The organism is Kitasatospora sp. NPDC050543, assembly GCF_044457565.1.
Lineage (GTDB): Bacteria > Actinomycetota > Actinomycetes > Streptomycetales > Streptomycetaceae > Kitasatospora.
The window spans coordinates 1-20,446 of record NZ_JBITGZ010000010.1 but is presented as its reverse complement, the minus strand read 5'-3'; the positions used below and the strand labels follow the sequence as shown (position 1 = coordinate 20,446).

At 73.7% G+C, this 20,446-nt stretch carries 11 protein-coding genes; 4 read left to right on the top strand and 7 right to left on the bottom strand.

The features are described from left to right. Window positions 1-3 precede the first annotated feature (3 nt). Window positions 4-615, bottom strand: a complete 612-nt coding sequence (locus tag ACIBH3_RS14885; protein WP_396312358.1) for a hypothetical protein — start codon at window positions 613-615, stop codon at window positions 4-6. 205 nt (window positions 616-820) lie between these two features. On the opposite strand from ACIBH3_RS14885, the gene ACIBH3_RS14880 reads away from it, so the two are divergent. Both ACIBH3_RS14880 and ACIBH3_RS14875 read left to right on the top strand, forming a co-directional pair. Then, window positions 821-1,369 carry a universal stress protein gene (locus ACIBH3_RS14880; protein WP_396312357.1) on the top strand — a complete coding sequence of 183 codons (549 nt, stop codon included), beginning with the start codon at window positions 821-823 and terminating at the stop codon, window positions 1,367-1,369. Window positions 1,370-1,635: 266 nt separating this feature from the next. Further along, on the top strand, window positions 1,636-3,777 hold the full coding sequence (locus ACIBH3_RS14875) for a SpoIIE family protein phosphatase (protein ID WP_396312356.1): 2,142 nt from the start codon (window positions 1,636-1,638) through the stop codon (window positions 3,775-3,777). 22 nt (window positions 3,778-3,799) lie between these two features. Here ACIBH3_RS14875 and ACIBH3_RS14870 read toward each other — a convergent pair whose 3' ends face one another. From ACIBH3_RS14870 to ACIBH3_RS14860, 3 genes are read right to left on the bottom strand one after another with little or no spacing between them, the layout of a single operon-like run. Further along, window positions 3,800-8,809: a hypothetical protein gene (locus ACIBH3_RS14870; RefSeq protein ID WP_396312355.1), complete on the bottom strand. Its 5,010-nt coding sequence runs from the start codon at window positions 8,807-8,809 to the stop codon at window positions 3,800-3,802. Continuing rightward, window positions 8,806-11,988, bottom strand: coding sequence for an AAA family ATPase (locus tag ACIBH3_RS14865; protein WP_396312354.1), 3,183 nt, complete (start codon window positions 11,986-11,988; stop codon window positions 8,806-8,808). The genes ACIBH3_RS14870 and ACIBH3_RS14865 overlap by 4 nt, the downstream gene beginning before the upstream one ends. Next, window positions 11,981-12,826, bottom strand: a complete 846-nt coding sequence (locus tag ACIBH3_RS14860; protein WP_396312353.1) for a hypothetical protein — start codon at window positions 12,824-12,826, stop codon at window positions 11,981-11,983. Before ACIBH3_RS14860 ends, ACIBH3_RS14865 begins: the two co-directional genes overlap by 8 nt. Before the next feature lie 422 nt (window positions 12,827-13,248). Here ACIBH3_RS14860 and ACIBH3_RS14855 point away from each other — a divergent pair, with 422 nt between their 5' ends. Continuing rightward, window positions 13,249-15,468 carry an NADP-dependent isocitrate dehydrogenase gene (locus ACIBH3_RS14855; protein ID WP_396312352.1) on the top strand — a complete coding sequence of 740 codons (2,220 nt, stop codon included), beginning with the start codon at window positions 13,249-13,251 and terminating at the stop codon, window positions 15,466-15,468. A 177-nt stretch (window positions 15,469-15,645) separates the two neighbouring features. On the opposite strand, the gene ACIBH3_RS14850 is transcribed toward ACIBH3_RS14855, so the two are convergent. Beyond that, entirely contained in the window at window positions 15,646-17,283 is a 1,638-nt protein-coding gene (locus tag ACIBH3_RS14850; protein WP_396312351.1) for an amidohydrolase, read from the bottom strand. Between the two features lie 52 nt (window positions 17,284-17,335). Further along, complete coding sequence (locus ACIBH3_RS14845; protein WP_396312350.1) at window positions 17,336-18,796, bottom strand: APC family permease; 1,461 nt, start codon at window positions 18,794-18,796, stop codon at window positions 17,336-17,338. Between the two features lie 202 nt (window positions 18,797-18,998). On the opposite strand from ACIBH3_RS14845, the gene ACIBH3_RS14840 reads away from it, so the two are divergent. Continuing rightward, entirely contained in the window at window positions 18,999-19,751 is a 753-nt protein-coding gene (locus ACIBH3_RS14840) for a TetR/AcrR family transcriptional regulator (RefSeq protein ID WP_396312349.1), read from the top strand. Window positions 19,752-19,816: 65 nt separating this feature from the next. Here the strand turns inward: ACIBH3_RS14840 and ACIBH3_RS14835 are convergent. Next, window positions 19,817-20,446 (bottom strand): serine/threonine-protein kinase (locus tag ACIBH3_RS14835; protein WP_396312348.1); only part of this gene is annotated, 630 nt, incomplete at its 5' end.

Below are 20,446 nucleotides of genomic sequence, written 5' to 3'. Positions count from 1 at the left end.
CGGTCAGCCGCGGTTGCCGCCGGGCTCGGCGGATTCGTCGGCGCGGACCTCCTGGAGCAGGCCCCAGGTGAAGTCGGCGGTGCAGGCGTGCGGGACGCCGCCGGCGTCGGGGGCGGTGAAGTCGAGCTGCCAGCGTGTCGGGGCGCTGCCCTCGCGGGGCCGGGCGGGTGGGAAGGCCGTCGCGACGTCCGAGACGACGCAGCTCCACGGGGTCAGGTCGGCGAGAGTACGCAGCGGGGGCGGGGGCGCGCCGGCGGGGCGTACCAGCCATTCGTTCCAGACCTGCGCGCCGGTGTCCGGCGGGCCGAGCAGGATTTCGAAGCGCAGCTCCGGCCAGAGCGGGAGGGTCCACCGCAGGGCGGTACAGGTGAGGTCCCCGATCCTGACGGGTTCGCTCTCCTGGGCGGGGCCGAGTACCGCGGTGTGGCGCCGCGCCCCGCGCGGGAAGCGGGCGGAGCGGATCATCGCCTGCCAGCGCCGGTTGGCCTCGCGCAGTTCGGCACGAGAGGAGCCGAGCCGGTGCACCGCCTGCTCGACCGGGCCGGGGTTGAAGTCGGCCATGCGCCGTAGCAGTACGAGTTGGAACTCGGTGGCCCCGAAGCCGTGGATCGCCATCCGGCCAGGCTAGGGCCTGTCTGCCGCGCGGCGGCGAGTCCCGCCCCCGGCCTTCCCGAGGGCAGTGGCGCGGGCCGCCGTCAGGGATGCGTTGGGATCGCCGATCCGATCATCAGGGAAACGTCAACGGGCGGTTCCGTCGTCCGCCCGTGAGCTTGGCTGAGGGCACAGCCGAGGACACGAGCCGAGTACGCGAGGAACGGATATGACGGGCATGGATGAGGGCTTCCACGACGAGCGGCGGGGGCGCCGGATCGTGGTCGGGGTCAGCGGATCGCTCGGCAGTCTGGCCGCACTCCACCAGGCCGTAGACGAGGCCCGCCGCACCGACGCCGAGGTACTGGCGGTACTCGCCTGGCTCCCGCAGGGCGGCGAGCACGGCTACCGCCGCGCGCCCTGCCCGCCGCTGCTGGCCGCCTGGCAGGAGGGCGCCGTGGCCCGGCTGCGGGAGGCCCTCGACGAGGCCTTCGGCGGAGCGCCCACGGGCGTGCGGCTCTCCGCCCAGGTGGTGCGCGGCGACACCGGCCCCGTCCTGGTGCAGTGCGCGGACCGCCCCGGCGACCTGCTCGTGCTCGGCGCCGGCAGCGGCAGCGTGCTGCGCCGCGGCCTGCGGGCCTCGGTGACGGCATACTGCGTCAAGCACGCCGGCCGCCCCGTCCTCGCCGTGCCGAGGCCCACCCTCCAGCGCGAGCTGGACGCCCTCCGGCGCCGCAGCGCCTGGCACCTGCCGGCCGCCCTCGTCCCCAGCCACTGAGCGGGCGCGGACGCACCGCAGGCCCCCGCACCCCGGCCCCGGCCGGCGCACAGCGCACCCCTGCGCCTGCGGCACCGAGCCTGCCGGAGCGCCACGCCCGGGCCTGTCCGCCGCGCCCCCTGAGCGGCGGGCGGCGCGGCGGGCGGCCGGGGTGCCCGGGCCCGGCAGCGGGCGTAGCGTCACAGGTATGGGCGTTGTTCGGACCGAGCTGCGGGCTGCACCGTCGGACCGGTGGCCGGCGACGCTTCGGCATTCGGGAGAACCCCGTGCCGGCCGCCGGTGACGCGGCCGGGTGGGATGCGCACCTGGATGAGGCGCTGACCTCCGCCGTCGAGCAGTGCGGCGCGTCGTCGGGCGCCGTATACCTGTTGTCGGCCGACGAGGACGTACTCCACCTGGCGGTGGTGCGCAGCCTGCCCGCCGAGTTCATCGCCCCGTGGACCAGGATCGCGCTCACCGCCCCGACCCCCGTCGGCGACGCCTCCCGGGAGGGCCGGCTGGTCTGGTCCGGCAGCCAGCAGGACTTCGCCCGGATGTACCCGCGGATCGCGGTGACGATGCCGTACCACTTCGCGCTGGCCGCCGCCCCCATCCGGTCCGACGGGCGCCGCCGGGGCGCACTGCTGCTGCTGTGGCCCGGCAACCGGCCGCCCGAGCTCGCCCGGGCCGAGCAGGACCGGATCGCCACGAGCGGCCGGCGGATCGCCGTGCTGCTGGCCGACGCCGACGCCGCCGGGCATCCGTTCACACCGCCCTCCCGGCCCCGCGTGCTGCCCGTCCAGCTGCCGGCGGCCAAGCTCCCCGAGACCGCCGCGTCCGCGTTCGCGCAGCGGCTCCCGGGCGGCAGCTGCGCGCTGGACCTCAACGGGCGGATCACCTTCCTCACCCAATCGGCCTGCGACCTGCTCGACGCCGGGCGGGACCAGCTGCTGGGCACGATCCCGTGGCAGGCCCTGCCGTGGCTGGACAACCCGGTGTACGAGGACCGGTACCGGGCAGCGATCATCAGCCGTGAGCCGATGGCGTTCACCGCGCTGCGCCCGCCCGACCTGTGGCTGGACTTCAGGCTGTACCCGAGCGCCGACGGGACCAGCGTGCGCATCACCCCGACCGACCCCGACCCGGCGGCGCCGGTCCCGGTCCGGCCCGAGCCGACACCGGTCTCCCGCGCCGGTCAGCTCTACCAGATCATGCACCTGGCGGCGGCCCTCACCGAGGCCGTCACGGTGGACGACGTGATCGCCCTGGTGGCCGAGCAGATCATGCCGGCCTTCGACGCCCAGGGGCTCGCGATGCTGAGCATCGAGGAGGGGCGGTTCCAGGTGGCCGGCTACCGGGGGTACACCCCGGAGGAGATCGAACGGTTCAACAAGATCCCGCTGGACGACCGCACCGCCCCGATGCTGCGGGCACTCATCACGGCGGTGCCCGACTTCTTCGGCGACCCCGGGGAGCTCGCCCGCGCCCACCCGGAGGTGCCGCAGGTGACGGGCAAGCAGGCGTGGGCCGTCCTGCCGCTGATCACCTCCGGCCGCCCGGTGGGCTGCTGCCTGCTCTCGTACGACCAGCCGCACCGCTTCGCGGCGGACGAGCGCACCGTCCTGACCTCGCTCGCCGGGCTGATCGCCCAGGCCCTGGACCGCGCCCGGCTGTACGACACCAAGAGCCGGCTCGCCCACGGCCTCCAGCAGGCCCTGCTGCCCCATGTCCTGCCGACGCTCGACGGCCTGCGGGTCGCCGCCCGCTACCTGCCCGCGACCCGGGGGCTGGACGTCGGAGGGGACTTCTACGACCTCATCCGGCTCGGCCCGGCCACCGCCGCCGCCGTGATCGGCGACGTCCAGGGCCACAACGTCGCGGCCGCCGCCCTGATGGGCCAGGTGCGTACCGCCGTCCACGCCACCGCCGGCGCGGCCCCCGACCAGGTCCTGCTCCGGACGAACCGCCTGCTGTGCGACCTCGACCCGGACCTCTTCAGCACCTGCCTCTACGCGCATCTGGACCTGGCCGGGCACCGCGCGTACCTGGTCAGCGCCGGACACCCGCCGCCGCTGCTGCGTCCGCCGGGCGGGCGGACCAGGATCCTGGACCTCCCGCCCGGCCTGCCGCTGGGCATCGACACCGCCACCGCCTACCCGATCACCGAGGTGCCCTTCGACGTCGGCGCGCTGATGCTGCTCTACACCGACGGCCTGGTGGAGTCCCCCGGCACCGACCTCGACCAGGCGATCACCGACCTCGCCGCCCAGCTCGACCGGGCGGACCCGGACCTGGAGACGGCGGCCACCGACCTCGTCGCCGGCGCCTGGCACTCCCGCCAGCGCTCGGACGACATCGCCACCTTCCTCCTCCAGGCGACGCCGCCGCCGGACCGCACACCCGACCGCACGCGCGGCGTCCCCGGTTGACCCGCCGTCAGCGGCGCCCTGCTCACCGGCCCGGAGCGCCCCGCTCACCGGCGGGGGTGTCGGCGGGTAGGGCATCGAACCAGGCCCTGGCCTGGTCCCGGTGCCCCGCGGCCCGGGCCGTGGGGTGGTCGATCCGCTCCAGGGTGGCCTCCCGCTGGGAGACGAGAGCGGCCCGCAGCTGATGATCGCGCTCGGCCATCGTCTGCAGGACGGTGAGCTGGCGGGCCCCGGCGGCGGCGACGTCCGGCCAGCCGCCGTCCGCCGCGCGCAGTTCCGCCGTGCGGTCGAGATCCGAGGCGCAGGCGAGGGCCACGAAGGCGGCCCCCGGGCTGGGCGGCCTCGCCCCCAGCACCGTGGCCAGTGCCGCCTCCACCGTTCTGCTCGTCCACGGCTGGCGGGGGAGCCAGCGCGTGCCCCAGGCCGTCGCGTAGGCATGGGCGGGGTTCGGCAGCCGGCCCGGCACGTCCATGGCGATCAGCTCCTCACGGTTCATCAGGCGCAGCGTCATGGCCGCCCACCCGATCTCCTTCCAGTGTTCGGCCTCGTCGTACACCACCGGGCGGCGCACCCGGCGCCCGATCGACTCCGCGAGCCCGGGCGCCAGCCGATGGGCCAGTGTGGGGCGGTGGCGACGGGCGAACTCCACCATCGCGTCGGCGGTGCGGAGGTCGAGGGAGCGGACCAGGGCGGCGGGCGCGAACTCCTCCAGGGTGTCGAGGAGGAGGTTCACGCTGTCGCCGGCGTCACAGCTGGTCAGGGCCGAAAGCAGCCTGGGCACGTGCGCCAGATCGCCGATGCGCCCGTGGCCGATCCTGCGGGCGACCGACGCGCCGTCGATGTACGACGCCAGGTCCCGCGCCCAGTCGGGCTTCCAGATCAGAGCCAGGCGTACCAGGTCGCTCAGTGCCGCCGGGCTCGTCACCTCGCGGGCCGTCACGTCCAGCCGCGGCCTGAGGCTGTCCATCCAGGTGGAGTGCGGCTGCTCCGGGCGCAGGCCCAGCCGCACCAACTGCCGCAGCACCGTGTACTGCTGGGTGGGATGCTGGATATGGCCGAGCTCCAGGGTGAAGGCGTTCCAGAGCCTGAGATCCTGCTGAGCCTGCCGCATCAGCTCCTCGCCCTTGCCGGGGGCCAGGCCCTCGACCGCGGTGAGCAGGCCGACGGCGTCCACCGGGTCCCGGTACATCGCCCGGCGCAGCTGGTCACGCAGGACGGTGTTGCCGGACAGCCGTGACGGGACCTTGCGGGTGGCCAGCGACTGCAGGACGGCGGCGGCACCGGTGGCGTCGAGCTGCCGCAGTACGTTCAGCACCTCGGCGACCTCGCTGCTGCTGGAGCCCCGGCGAAGTCGGCCGGCCCAGCGCCGCCCGGCATCCTCGACGCTCTCCTGGCTGCTCTCCAGCAGCACGTACGCCCCCGCCTCGGAGGCCGACAGGCCGGCCGCGACCAGCGTGCGGATGGTCTCCTGGGCGCACTGCGCGGCGCTGCTGGGGGAGGAGGCCCGCACGCGCTCGGCGAACTCCTTGTGCGAGTGGCGCTCCAGGTAGGCCGCCGGGATGCCCGGGTACATCGCGGGCCCGATCCGGTGGAACTGGCGCCGGGTGTCCATACTGGACGCCGTCAGCATGCCCGCCAGCAGGCGTTCCTCCTTGACCTGGCTGCTGAGCCTCTCGACGAATGCGGCGCCGAACTCCTCGTCCTGTCCGATCAGCAGGGCGACCTGCGGGCCCCACGGGCGCATGGAGTAGTTGAGGGCGCGGGCGGTCACCTCCACGAAGAGGTCGAGGCAGTCGCTGCGGTAGGGCGCCTCGACCTCCCAGAGGCCCTTGATCAGGTGGTACTGCACGGAGACTCTGGGGTCCTCGTCGATCTGGCGGATCACCCACTCCTGCCCCAGCGCCTCGGCGAGGTGCTGCGCGAAGCCCTTGCGCTCCGTCACGAAGAGCTCGTCGACCCGTGCGGTGGCCGACAGCAGCAGCCCCGCGCCCTTGGCGTCGTCGGTCGCCCGGATCAGCTCCGCCAGCCGGGCGGCCAGCGCGTGATCGGGTACCGGTCCGGCGGACAGCACCGTGCGGGCGGTGACACTGTGGATCTCGCTCAGTGTCCTGATCAGCTGTGCGGCCTCCGCCGGCATCGCGCTGCGGGTCAGGGCCGTGCGGACGGCCGCGGCGAAGACGCCCGTCGATCTCATCGAGTTCAGCATCTTGGTCACGAACGCGAGGTCGTAGCGTCGGGCTTCGTCCAGCGCGTAGCGCAGCTGCCACGCGTGCGGGTCACCCAGCGCGCGGCGAAGATCGGTGCCGTGCCGCTTCAGTACGACGTCCCAGTCCCGGTAGTCGGGGTCGAAGCGCAGCCGAAGTACGAGGGAGGCCATGAAGAGGGCGATGCCGTCGGACGGCTCCGGCGCGCGGGCGAGCAACTTCTGGACCTCGGGGGCGTGTTCGACCCAGAGCGCGCGTTCGGGGTCGCCACTCGTCCTCCTGGCACGGCGGACGATCTCCTCCACCCGGCAGACCATCCGGTAGTCGAGCGGCCGCTTGGGGTCCAGCCCCACCAGGATCTCGGCTCCGCGCCCCGCGACGAACAGGTCCAGATCGGCGTCGTGGAACCTGCTGAACCAGTCCAGCAGGCTGAAGAGGCCTTCGTTGCCGGTGGGTTGAGCATCGAGGAGCTGGGCGAACCGGTCCTCGCACCAGCCCAGCAGACGGTCCAGCTCCTCATCGCGGATCCGGTGGCGGTAGCGGTGGATCGCCCGGACGGCGGGCAGCAGCTCGCGGGCCGAACCCGGGCTGACGTCCGCCAGGCCGGCCAGCATCGTCTGCAGGAGCTCGGTGAACATGTCGTCGCCCAGTGAGGAGTCGACGGCCAGCAGCAGCACCGCGAGGTCGAGCGGCGAAGCCACCCGCGCCCACTTGCGCACCGCCTCCCGGTGCTGCTCCCACAGGCTGTCGGTGAGCCGGCGGCAGACGGTGTCGTCGTACAGGCGGGCACCGCGCAGTAGGGCCAGCGGCCGGTCCGAGCCGCTCGCCAGCGCCTGGGCGAGTTCCGGTGCCGCGAGCCGGACGAGCAGCTGATGCTTGCCCGGCCGGTCGGCCCGGTCCCGGTACTCGTGCTCGGCGAAGGTGTTCAGGACCAGGTCGCAGTCGGCGGGGCTGGCGAACCGGTAGCGTCCGGTGACCCGTCCCTGCGTCGCGCCGAGGCCTTCCAGCGACTGCGCCAGCTCGGCGTCGGTCGCGGCGCCGTCGCCGCCGAGCAGCGAGATCGCGGCGATCAGCGCGACCCGGTGCAGGGCCCGCGCATCCAGGGTGTCCTTGAGTTGGCCGCGCAGGTCCTCCTCCAGCTCCTCGGGGCTGTCAAAACCCTTCCTGTGCGCCTCGATCAGGCCGCGGCTGAAGCGGGTCAGGTCGTGCGGGTAACGGCGGCTCATGGCAGCGATGAACCGGTCGCTTCCACCGACCTTGCTCGGGTGGGCCGCCATCGCCCGCGCCGCGAAGGCGGCCAGTGCGGCCGGCCGGACGTTGGAACGCACGACCGTGAGCGACTCCGTCTGCCAGTCGTGGCCCGCGTTGATGTCGTACTCGAGGACGGCCAGCAGGCTGACGTCGAGTTCGTCCGCGACGAACGGCAGCACCCTCTCCACGTCCGGCTCCCCGATCGGCCGGATGCCGTCCAGCACCACGACCGGGCGGCCCGTGCTGCCCGCCGGGGCTTCCTGGGCGCCCAGCGCATGGCGCACGACCCGGCGCAGGACGTCCCGGGTCGGGAACTCCCCGCTGTCAGGGGACAGCATGAGGACGAACCGGCCCTCGGCCCGCATCCGCCGCAGGAAGCAGCGGGCGATGCAGGACTTGCCGGAACCCGAAGGGCCGCCGAGTACGGCGACCCGGCGGACGTTCCCCTGGAAGATCTCCCGCAGGGTCTCGACCTGCTCGGTCTCGATGTCCGGCAGCGACTGCCGCTCGGGGGTGTCCCGCCAGTTGTTCGCGGACCAGCGCAGATCGCCGAGCGCTGCCCGGTGCTGGGCCTGCTGCCACCGGGTCCATGCCGGACCCCAGTAGGCCTGCGCGGCGCCGGCCAGGCCCAGGGACGGGTCGGCGGCCGTGCGCACGGACTCCGTGCCGTCGCACGAGGTGCGGTACCAGCCGCCGCGGCCCGGGTGGACGAGCGCCTCACCGGTCGCACCGGCCCGCAGCCGGGCCTCGGCGTCGTCCATCGGTGCGAACGCCCGGCCGGCCGCCTTCGGGGCGAGCCCGCCGGCGGCCAGTACGCCGCCGCCGGGGTAGCTCAGCTCGGGGACGTTGACCGTGCGGGCGAGGATCCGCAGGGCCGCGGGCAGGCAGGCGCTCGGGTCGTCCACCGACAGCGGCGGCAGCAGGCCGACGGCGGACAGCGCCGGACCGGGCGAGAGTGCCCGCCTGACCTCCAGGTCTTCCAGCAGCGCGCGTACCGCGGCGACCGCGCTCTGGCCGGCCGCCTGGTTGGTGCTCCTCGACACCGAGCGCCACTGTCTGGTGCCCGCCACGAGCTCGCGTGCCGCACCGTCGTGGTCGGGCTCCTGCGGCTGGTCCTGGGCAGCGTCGGCGAAGGCCCGCAGACCAGCGACCCATGCGTGCGCCCCGGACAGCGCCACGACGTCGAACAGTCCCTCCCGTGAGCGCGTGCGTGGATCGCAGGTGCCGACGGAGGCGGCGTCGCCGAAGAGCGCGAAGAGCTTCTCGGCGAGGCCGGGGACGGCGTGGACGGCGCTGGTCAGGACCGCCTGGGGGCCGCTCTCGTCGCCCACCTCGGTCAGGGCGCTGACCAGGCGACCCAGCCCCCGGTCGGTGTCGCAGACGAGCCAGGCGGGGAGATTCGCGGGCTCGGCCGTGTCCTTCAGCGGAGCCAGGCCACGCCGGTCGAGGTGGTCGAGCAGGTTGTCCAGGGCGGGCTGTTTGGGGCTCCTTCCCTCCGTGGCCGCATCCATCAGCTGGTCGAGGGCGAGGAGCGCGCCCACGACGACATCGCGGGGCGGGACGGAATCGAGAGCAGTCACAACGGCTCCTCATCATCGATGGAACGACCGGTCGACCGGTCGTCTTGAACTTCAAGGCAGATCAGGCCCCTGGTGTCCGCGACCAGCAGCAGATCGCCGCCTTCGGCGAAGGCGAGAGCGACCGGAGGGTCGAGCAGGGGAAGATCGGCGACCTGCGGCGCCGGCGCGGCCAGGGCGCGCAGCGTGAGGGCCGGGAAGCGGCCGCCGGTGGCCGTCGCCACCAGGTGGTCGCTGACGGCCAGCAGGCCGGGGCCGGCTCGGCCGGGCTCCGCGCTCCGCCCGCCGACGCCGTCGGCCCCGCCCCAGACCTGGACGCGGCCGTCCGCACCGATCGCGGCGAGTGTGCGCCCTGAGGGGGAAGCGGCAAGACCGGAGGGGGCGGCGGCCATGCGCACACCGGCCGGAGCCGGAGCCGGAGCCGGAGCCGGAGCCGGAGCCGGAGCCGGGCCGCGACGGGCCGCGTCGCCGGCGCGTGGAGCCAGTGGCCAGGTCGTCACCACCCCCTGCTCCTCCACCGCCAGCAGCCCGGCGCCAGCGGACGCGCCGACCGGGATCAGCCGGGCCGGGGGGCGGCCCACCAGGATCGGGGCGGCCGCCACCGGCGGTATCGCGCCGAGATCGGTGACCTTGATCTGCGAGCCGCACGCCACCGCCAGCCGGCCGTCGGGGAGCAACGCGAAGACGTCCCCCGGGGCGAGCAGCGCCAGGTGCTCCAGCTCAGGGCCGCCCGCGAACCCGGGGCGCCACAGCAGGGCGCCGTCCCTGGTCAGGGCCACAGCCGCCGGCCGGCCGCCGATGACGGCGAGCGCGATGCCGGACGCGGTCCCCCCGGCCTCCGCGGGATCCAGCACCGCGGTCACCGCACCCGTGGCCAGGTCCCACAGCCGAAGGGAGGCGTCGTGATGGGCCGTCAGGGCGAATCCGCCGGTGACGGCCAGCGCGCCGGTGATCGGGATCTCCCGGTCGGGCCCGGCCCAGCGCACCTCGACCGGGGCACCGAAGCTCCGGATGTCCAGCGCCGCGCCCTGCTCGCGCGCGCCGGACCGCAGCAGTGCGGTCTTGAGCCGGAAGGCCCGGGCCCCGGCCGGGCTGCCGGGAGCCAGCGCCAGCACCGCGTCCTTGAGCTCCGCCGAGCCGAAGAGCTCGGTCTGCTCATGGACCGCGCGGGCGGCGACGTCCGGCGGCAGGGCCAGCCAGAAGGCGGGGAGGTCGAGCTCGGTACGGAAGCGGCGCGGGTCACGCCTGGCCAGGTCGCACAGCAACCAGGCCTCGCGGGCACCGGCCCGCGCCCAGTCGACGGCCGGCCCGTCGGCGGGCAGGCAGTGGCGCACTGCCCGGGCGAAGCCGTTGCGCACCGGTGCCTGCTCATCGGGGTGAGCAAGCCGCCAGGCCCGCTCCCTGGCATCGGCCGCCCCGGCGTCCGGTACGAGCGCTTGGGGACCGAGCAGCTCGGCGGCCTCCAGCGCCTCCCGGGGGGAGTAAGTCCCACCGGACAGGTCCATGGCCGAGGCGAGCGCCGCCCAGTGCGCGGCGGTCAGCCCGGCCTCCGCGCCACAGGCTGCGGCGGCCTCGACGGGCTGGAGCATCGCGCGGGCCCAGTTGTCGGGGCGGCCGCCGGAGCCGAGAAGATCGAGGTGGCGCAGGCTCAGCCGCCTTCCTGCGGCCGCCCGCGCCGCCGCGAGGTCGCCCAGGCTGTCGCGGAACGCCCGCACCGCGTGCGCCGCCGCATCGAAGTGGCCGTTGCACGCGGCGGCGATCGCCTCGGCCTCCTGCGCCCCGCCCTGGCGGGAGAGGGAACCGCCGAAGTGCTCCAGGTAGGTCCGGGCGTAGGCGCGCACGCCTTCGAGGTCCGGGCGCAGCTCCAGCACGGGCACGTCGTGGCGTCGCCAGAGGTCGTCCCAGGCGACGCCGGGGCGGGCGGACAGCACGATCGTCGCGTCGGTGTCCCGGCACAGCGGCTCCAGCAGCTGATCGAAGAGCTCCTGCGGGTCCGCCGCCGCGCGGTGGGCGTCGTCCACCAGGACCGCGCGGCGCGGTAGCCGGTCGAGACCGTCGAGCAGCTCGGCCGGGCCCGCCTGCGGGCCCAGCGGGAGAGCGAGCTCCTGCCCGATCCGCCGGGCGAGCTCGTCGACACTGGCCCGGTCCGCGGTGACGATCGCGTGGACGCAGCCCTCCGGCGGTAGGCCGGCATGACGGCGCACGATCGGGGGCACCTCGCGACGCCACGCGCTGATGCCGGTGATGGCGAGATGGGCGAGCAGCGCACTCTTGCCGCTGCCGGCGGCGCCGCGCAGCACGGACAGACCCGACTCGCCGAAGCCGGCCAGACGGTCCTGCAGTTCGCGCAGCTCGGAGCTCCTCCCGGAGAAGAACCAGCCGGCCTCGGACGTTCGCTTCCCGGTGAGCCCCCGCCCCACGTTGCTCCACTCCACATCGAGGCGCGGCGGTTCGACGGGCATGTGGGCCGGGTCGGGGAGGATCACACAGGAGCCGAGGCCCGAGCGGCCGAGCCAGACCTGCTGCTGCCCGCCGATCCTCGTGTTGACGGCGTCGATCAGACCGTCCGGATCGACGAACTCCCGCAGGCCGTCGCCGGCGGCGAGCGCATCGCGGAAGGCCCGCGCGAACGCCAGCTCGTAGGCCTTCTCGTGGGAGCGCGCGGCCGCGATCACCCAGGCGTCGAAGCCCGTGGCACGCAGCTGCGCGAGGTCGGAGATCTCCTGGATCCCCTTGAGCGCGCCGCTCTGGGAGAAGCACGCGTCGAGCACCAGCATCACCTGTGCGACCGGTGGCAGCGGTTCCCGGTCGCTGCCCAGCAGCGTCTCCACGATCCTCAGGGGCGCCAGCGTCTTGGGATTGTCCGGCGTGTGCTCCGGCAGGACGAAGCCCCAGCCGGAGGACTCGGCGTAGCCGTGCCCGGTGCAGTAGACGAACACCACGGGAGGCGGCTCGCCGCGACGGTTCGCCAGCCCCCGCTGCCAGTTCAGCAGCGCCGGGCGGGCCTGATCGAGACCGCGCTCCCCGGCGCCCGGTACGGGGGGCCCGATCTCCCGCATGCCCAGCGCGGACAGCGCCTCGCGCATCAGGTCGAGTTCGCGAGGCACGTGCTCCAGGCGCGACAGCTCGGTGGCCGTCCCGTACTCGCTCTCGCCGGCGAGGAGGAACCAGCGCTCAGCCAAGAGCTGCGCCGACGGCTCGGACGGTCCGCAGGTTCTGGAGGTACCAGGTGCTGTCATGGCACTCGAGCATCGGGTTCCGGACGACGAAGTCCTCGACGGCGCCGCCGTACCGGCGCTTCAGGGACTTCTCCAACGCGATGAAGTCCTGCTCGGCGGCGACGTTCACCCATCGGCGGACGGATGGGGGGAGCCCCGGATGGCCGTCCCCGGTCACGTCGAGCCGCTTGCGGACGGCCTTGATCCCGAGCGGCGATCCGATGGTCACCAGGGTGTCGATCCGCCGTCCAGGGTGCTCCCACAGCGTCTCGTACGCGGCGACACTGCCCAGGGAGTGCGCGACGATGACACGGGTGTCGGACTTGACCGCCGCGGCCACCTCGCCGCGGACCGCCGCCCGGAGGTCGTCGTCGCTGAAGTACCGGTGCACCTGTTTGATCAGCCGGATGATGCCCGAGGCTCCGAGGGAGCCGAAGAACGGCACACCCAGGAGGATGTTGAGCAGCAGCTGCGGGCTTCGCACCAGCACACCCTTGGCGCCCGGCTCCTGCGGGTCGGCGCCGGAGTCCGGCTTCACCGCGTCGGCCAGGCCCTCCAGCAGGTCCAGCTCGAAGCCGGGCTGCAGGTCGGCGGGCCGGTAGAGCGGCTCACCGGCGCTCTTGCCACCGCTGCCGAGGTTGTAGTGAGACCCGTAGAACGCGGCCTCGAAGGAGACCGTGTCCGCTTGGGGATGGCGGTCGTTCTGCAGGCCCGTGCGGAGCGCCGCGAGCCAGGTCTCGGTCATCTGCGAGCGGGAGGAGAACGCCCACCCGATCCCGTGCACACCGACGATCTGTGCCACCACTGACCTCCAGGACCGATCGGCCGGCCACCCCCGGCGAAGACTCCGGACATTACACCAACTGGGTTGAAAATAAGGCAAATTGGACATGCATTCGAGTGGTGCACGATTGTTCGGTGAGGTGGCTCGACGGCGATGGCGGCCGCCCTGCGGGCCTCGCCGGGCGGCGGTGGGGCTGCGGCCCCGGGTGGTGCGGGCGGCGGGCTCGGCCGAGGGTCCCTACGCTGGTGAAGGGGCTGTGGGGTCGCCGGGTGGGGCGGTCGTCGGGCGGCGTGGGTGCCCTCGCCGGGTGAGGGCTACTCGTGAGCATGACAAGAGGCTCGTGCGGTTCGCCCGTCGGACGGGGCGGGGGTGATTGTCGGGGAGGGGCCCGCACGAGATATCTTGATATCGAGACGTTGTAGACGTGAAGCGGAGTAACGGTGACTGACTCGACCATCATCTATACGCACACCGACGAGGCCCCGGCCCTGGCAACGCATTCGTTCCTGCCGGTGGTCCAGGCGTACGCCTCGACGGCCGGCGTCAGTGTGGAGACGCGTGACATCTCCCTGGCCGGGCGGATCATCGCGAGCTTCCCGGAGCGTCTCGAGGAGGGCCAGCGCATCGCCGACGCGCTCGCCGAGCTCGGTGAGCTGGCGAAGACCCCCGGGGCCAACATCATCAAGCTGCCGAACATCTCGGCCTCCATCCCGCAGCTCAAGGCCGCGATCGCGGAGCTCCAGCAGCAGGGCTACGCGCTGCCGGACTACCCGGACGACCCGAAGACCGACGAGGACCGCGACGTCCGCGCCCGGTACGACAAGGTCAAGGGCAGCGCCGTGAACCCGGTCCTGCGCGAGGGCAACTCCGACCGGCGGGCGCCCGCCTCGGTGAAGAACTACGCCAAGGCGCACCCGCACCGCATGGGCAAGTGGACGGCCGACTCGAAGACCAACGTCGCCCACATGGACGCCGAGGACTTCCGCTCCACCGAGAAGTCCGCCGTGATCGCCGAGGCCGGCGCGCTGCGGATCGAGCTGGCGGCCGCCGACGGCAGCACCACCGTGCTGCGCGAGTCGGTGCCGGTGCTGGCGGGCGAGATCGTGGACGCCTCGGTCATGCACGTCGCGGCGCTGCGTGAGTTCTTCGCGGCCCAGATCGCCCGCGCCAAGGCCGAGGGCGTGCTGTTCTCGGTGCACCTCAAGGCCACCATGATGAAGGTCTCCGACCCGATCATCTTCGGTCACGTCGTGCGGGCCTTCTTCCCCAAGACCTTCGCCCAGTACGGCGAGGTGCTCGCGGCGGCCGGTCTGAGCCCGAACGACGGCCTCGGCGGCATCCTCAAGGGCCTGGACTCGCTGCCCGAGGGCGCCGAGATCAAGGCGTCCTTCGACGCCGAGCTGGCCGAGGGCCCGGCCCTGGCGATGGTCGACTCCGACCGCGGCATCACCAACCTGCACGTCCCGAGCGACGTCATCGTCGACGCGTCGATGCCGGCCATGATCCGCACCTCCGGCCACATGTGGGGCCCGGACGGCAAGGAGGCCGACACGCTCGCGGTCATCCCCGACAGCAGCTACGCCGGCGTCTACCAGGTCGTCATCGACGACTGCCGTGCCAACGGCGCCTTCGACCCGGCGACGATGGGCTCCGTCCCGAACGTCGGCCTGATGGCGCAGGCGGCCGAGGAGTACGGCAGCCACGACAAGACCTTCGAGATCCCCGCCGAGGGCACCGTCCGGGTCCTGGACGGCGCCGGCAACCTCGTGCTGGAGCAGCCGGTCTCCGCCGGCGACGTGTTCCGCATGTGCCAGACCAAGGACGTGCCGGTCCGCGACTGGGTGAAGCTGGCCGTCAACCGCGCCCGCGCCACCGGCAGCCCGGCCGTGTTCTGGCTGGACGAGGGCCGCGCGCACGACGCCAACCTGATCGCCAAGGTCAAGGCGTACCTGCCCGAGCACGACACCGACGGGCTGCAGATCGAGATCATGTCGCCGGAGCAGGCGACCGCGTTCTCGCTGGAGCGCATCCGCCGTGGCGCGGACACCATCTCGGTGACCGGCAACGTGCTGCGTGACTACCTGACCGACCTGTTCCCGATCCTGGAGCTCGGTACGAGCGCCAAGATGCTCTCCGTCGTCCCGCTGATCAACGGCGGCGGCCTGTTCGAGACGGGTGCCGGCGGCTCCGCGCCGAAGCACGTCCAGCAGCTGCTCAAGGAGAACTACCTGCGCTGGGACAGCCTGGGCGAGTTCTTCGCGCTGGCGGCCAGCTTCGAGCACCTGGCGCAGACCACGGGCAACGCGCGGGCCCAGATCCTCGCCGACACCCTGGACCGGGCGACCGGCACCTTCCTGGACCGGGACAAGTCGCCGAGCCGTCGCCTGGGCGGTATCGACAACCGCGGCAGCCACTTCTACCTGGCCCTCTACTGGGCCCAGGAGCTGGCGGCGCAGACCGAGGACGCCCAGCTGGCCGAGGCCTTCGCGGCTCTCGCCAAGACGCTGACCGAGCAGGAGCAGGCCATCGTCGACGAGCTGATCGCGGTGCAGGGCTCGCCGGTCGACATCGGCGGCTACTACCAGCCGGTCGTCGCCAAGGCCGCGGCCGTCATGCGGCCGTCGGCGATCCTCAACGAGGCTCTCGCCACCCTCGGCTGACGGGAACCGCGTGTGCGCGTGAGCGCGTGACCCGCGTGGGCCCGGGCTGGTCGTCCGGGCCCACGCGGGATCAGCACCACGGTGCGGGGAGGTCCCCGGGTCACCGTCGCCGTCGGGCGGCGCGGACCCGGGGACCTCTGCCGTTTCGTGGACCTCTGACGGCAGGGTCCCCTGGCGTCACGGCGCGGCGTACACCAGCGCGCCGCCCACGTAGGTGCGGGTGACGCGGGCCTCGGCGATCTCCAGCGGGGGCCGGGCGAGGATGTCGCGGTCGAGCACCACCAGGTCCGCGAGGTGACCGGCCCTCAGCCGCCCGGTGTCGTCCATGCCGTTGATGCGGGCGGAGCCCGCCGTGTAGGCGGTGAGGGCGGTCTCCAGGTCCAGGCGCTGTTCGGGGAGGAAGACCCGGCCGTCGGTGGCGCCGGGCTCCATCCGGTTGACGGCGACGTGGATGCCCGCGAGCGGGTCGGGGCTGCTGACCGGCCAGTCGCTGCCCGCGCCGAGGGCGGCGCCCGCGCGCAGCAGACCGGCGAACGGGTACTGCCAGCCGGCGCGCTCGGGGCCGAGGAACGGGATGGTCAGCTCGTCCATCTGCGGCTCGTGGGCGGCCCAGAGCGGTTGGATGTTGGCGATCGCGCCGAGCGGGGCGAAGCGCGGCAGGTCCTCGGGGTGGACCACTTGGAGGTGCGCCAGGTGGTGCCGGTTGCCGCGCGGGCCGTTGGCCTTCAGGGCGGCCTCGACGGCGTCCAGGGCCTCCCGTACGGCGCGGTCGCCGAGCGCGTGGAAGTGCACCTGGAAGTCCAGCGCGTCCAGCGCGGTGACGTGTTCGCGCAGCGCCGGCGGATCGACGAAGCTCAGGCCGGAGTTGGCGGTGGCGCAGCCGCAGGCGTCCAGGTAGGGGCTGGTCATCGCGGCGGTGAAGTTCTCCGCGATGCCGTCCTGCATGATCTTGACCGAGTCGGCCCGGAACCGGCCGTGGCGCAACCGGCCGCGGCGCTCGATGAGTTCGGGAATCTGCTCGGCGCCCCGGTCGCGGTCCCACCAGAGCGCGCCGTTGACCCTGGCGGTGAGGGTGCCCTCGCGGGCGGCCGCCAGGTAGGCGTCGCAGGGGTCGGGCTGGCCGTTGAAGACCCCGAGCAGGGCGTCCTGCCAGCCGGTGACGCCGAGCGAGTGCAGCAGCCGCTGGGCGCGCAGCAGCCCGGCGAGGCGCTGCGCGGGCGTGGTCGGCGGGACGATGCGGGCGACCAGGCCGGTGGCGCCCTCCTGGAGGGCCCCGGACGGCGTGCCGTCCGGCTCGCGTTCGATCCGGCCGTCGGCGGGGTCGGGGGTGTCCCGGGTGAGCCCGGCGAGTTCCAGGGCGCGGGTGTTCACCCAGGCACCGTGGTGGTCCCGGTTGAGCAGGTAGACCGGGCGGTCGGGGGCGACGGAGTCGAGCAGCTGCCGGGTCGGCAGGCCGCCCCGGAAGCTCTCCATCGACCAGCCGCTGCCCGTGATCCAGGCCCGCTCGGGGTACGCCTCGGCGAACTCCCGCACCCGCAGCAGGTATTCGTCGACGCCGGTGGTGCCGGTGAGGTCGCATTCGCCCAGCTCGACGCCGCCGTACACGGCGTGGACGTGCGCGTCCTGGAACCCGGGCAGCAGCAGCCCGCCGTCGAGGTCGACGACCTGGGTGCCGGGGCCGATCAGCTCGTGCGTCGCGTCGCGGCCGAGGGCGCTGATCCGCTCACCGGTGACCGCGAGGGCGTCCGCCCGTGGCCGGGCCGGATCGGCGGTGAAGACGGTGCCGCCGGTGAAGACCAGATCGGCGTGGGTCATGGTGGTGCTCCCAATCATGAGGTGGTGCTCTCGGTCACGAGGTGCTGCCCCGTTACGAGGGGGAGGTGGGGGCCGGCAGCAGTCGGCCGGCGTCGGTGCCGCGCCCGTCCGCGAAGTACGGCGACCGGCGCACCCAGCGGGCCCAGGCCCCGGCGAACAGTCCTGAGCCGATCATCAGGGCCGGGACGAGCAGCTGGAACCAGCCGTTGCCGGCATCCAGTTCGAAGTGGTCGGAGGCCAGGTAGAAGCTGCGCACCAGGTAGCCGCCGACGGCGAGCAGGACGACGGCACCGAGCGCGGGAGCGACCACCGCGCGCAGGGCCTCCAACGGCGCGGTGCGCAGCAGGTGGCGGAAGCGCACGGCGGCGGCGAAGGCGGTGAGCGCGTAGTAGAGGGCGACGACGATGCCGATCGCGTTGACCGCGGCGCCGATGAGGTCCGTGACGGTGGGGATGACCAGGGCGAGCACGGCCACGGCCGAGGCGATCGCGGTGATCAGCACGGTGCCGGCGACCGGGGTCCGGTGGCGCGGGTGCAGCCGGGTCCAGACCGGGCCGAGGGTGGCGTCCCGGCCCATGGCGTAGGTGCCGCGCGCGGTGGGGATGACGGCCGCCTGGAGGGAGGCCACCGCGGAGAACGTGAGGGCGATCAACGGGAGCGCGGCCAGCGGCTGGTGGGCGAGCTTCTGCCCGAAGTAGGTCAGCCCCTGGGCGCCGTTGTCGGCCAGCTCGTCGAGCGGCAGGACGCGCTGGAAGGCGGTGGCGGCGAGCAGGAAGAGCAGCATCATCAGGGCCAGGGCGATCAGCCCGCCGCGCGAGGCGTCCCGCGGATCGCGGACCTCCTCGCCGACGCTGAACACCGACTCGAAGCCCCAGTAGGAGAAGACCCCGAGCACCATGCCCTGGGCGAGCGAGTCCAGCGAGGGAATGGTGAACGGGTTGTACCAGTCGAGCGAGAAGGGCTGGTCACCGGCGAACAGGCCGTAGCCGCAGAAGCCGAGCAGCACGGCGTACTCGAAGACCAGCAGGTACCGCTGCAGCCGGGCCGCCAGGCCGAGCCCGCGCGTCGCGACCACGGTGGCGGCGGCGAGCACCACCAGGCCGAGCAGCGTGGTCTGCAGGGTCGACTCCGGGTCGAGCGGGTGGCCGAGGACGCTGTGCAGCCCCGCCTGGCCGACGAGTTGGAGCACCGCCGAGCCGGTGACCGCGGTCGTGTACGCCATGAACACCACGGTGGAGACGATACTGACCCAGCCGGTGAGGAAGCCCAGCCAGGGGCTGAGGGTGCGCCCCACCCAGGTGTAGCTGTTGCCCGCGTTGGGCTCGACCCGGTTGAGCCGGCCGTACCCGCCCGCGATGCCGAGCACGGGCAGGAAGGCGAGCAGCATGATGGCCGGCAGGTGCAGCCCGACGATGCCCGCGGTCAGCCCGAGCCCGATCCCGATGCTGGTGGTCGCGGCCGTACTGGACGCCGCGATCACCACTCCGTCGAGCAGGCCGATGGACTTGCGCATGCTCGCGGGCGCGGTTCCGGCGCCTCCCTGGTCGCGTCCCCGGGGTCTGCTCGCCCCGTCCTTCGCTGTTGCAGTCAACTGGCCACCGCCTTGACCGGGGGGCCTGCGTCGGCCCCGGTGGCTGGAAATGAAACTCCGCCGCCCTTCACACGTCAATGGCGTTGACGTAAGGTGGCGCCACGCTACGGCAAGGGGCAACCGGATGAACGAGCGAGTGGTCGGCGGCGAGAGCGGACGCAGACGCCGGCGCCCGACCAAGCAGGGGACGGTCCTGTCCGAGCAGGTCATCGTGGAGACGGCACTGCGGCTGCTCGGCCAGCACGGCGCCGAGGCCCTGACGGTCCGCCGCCTCGGCGCCGCCCTCGGCGCCGACCCGAGCGCCCTCTACCGCTACTTCCACAACACCGACGACCTGCTGCTCGCCATCACCGACGAACTCATCGGCCAGGCCCAGCACGGCTGGCAGAGCACCGGCGACTGGCTGGCCGACCTGCGGGACATCGGCCTGCGCATCCACGCCGCCTACCGGGCGCACCCCCAGGCGGCCCCGCTCGCCGCCCACCGCACCACCGGACGCCACCACGAGACGCGGGCCGTCGAGACGATCCTCGGCATCCTGCGCGGCGCCGGCTTCCCGGACGAGGAGGCCGTGCAGCTCTACCACGTCTTCGTGGACCACGGACTGGCCTTCGCCGCCCAGGACGCCGCCGCCGACGCGCTGCCCGCCCCCGCCAAGGCCGCCGACCTCGGCGTCTGGCAGGCCCGCTACGCCCGCCTGCCGGCCGCCACCCACCCCAACATCGCCGCCACCGCCGACCTGCTGGTCACCGACATGAAGCGCAGTGCCTACCCGCTCGCGCTGGAGCTGCTGCTGTCGGCCATCGCCGCCAGGCTTCCGGAGAGCCCCGGCCGGCCGGGTGCGGCCGCCGCGCCGCCGCACACCACCGAGGGCTGACACCCGGGCCTTTGACAGCGGGGCCCTTGACAGCAGGGCCTTTGACGCCGGGTCGGCTGGGCGGCTCAGCCGGACGCGCTGAACCGGGGCGGCCCGGTGGCCGGCGGCGGTGGTGACGGCAGCGAGCCGGGGTCGAAGACGGGCATCGCCCAGGCGGGCGGTTCGGGCACCCCGGCGGCCGCCGCGGCTCGCGGCCGGGGCTCCGACGCATCCCGGTACGGGCCCTGGGCGAGCGCGGGCACCAGTTCGGTGGGCGGGCCGGTCGACTGCCAGCACTGCTGCGCGTGGGGCGGTTCCTCGGCCGCGGCGGTGCGCAGGGCGGCGACGAATTCGAGGCAGGTGTCGTAGCGGTCGTCGGGTGCCTTGGCGAGGGCGGTGGCCAGTACGGTGTCCATGGCCGGCGGCAGGTCGGGCCGGTGGGCGGCCAGCGGGGGCGCGGGTTCGTTGAGGTGCGCCCAGAGCAGGGCGAGGTCGCCGTCCTGGCGGAACGGCGGGACGCCGGCGAGCATCTCGAAGACCACGCAGGCCAGGCTGTACAGGTCGCAGCGGCCGTCGACCGCCCAGCCCGAGATCTGTTCGGGAGCGGCGTACGCGAGCGTCCCGACGATCTGGCCGACGGTGGTGAGTCCGCTGAGGGAGAGGGACTTCTTGGTGAGGCCGAAGTCGGCGAGGTAGAGGTGTTCGGGGTGTTCGCT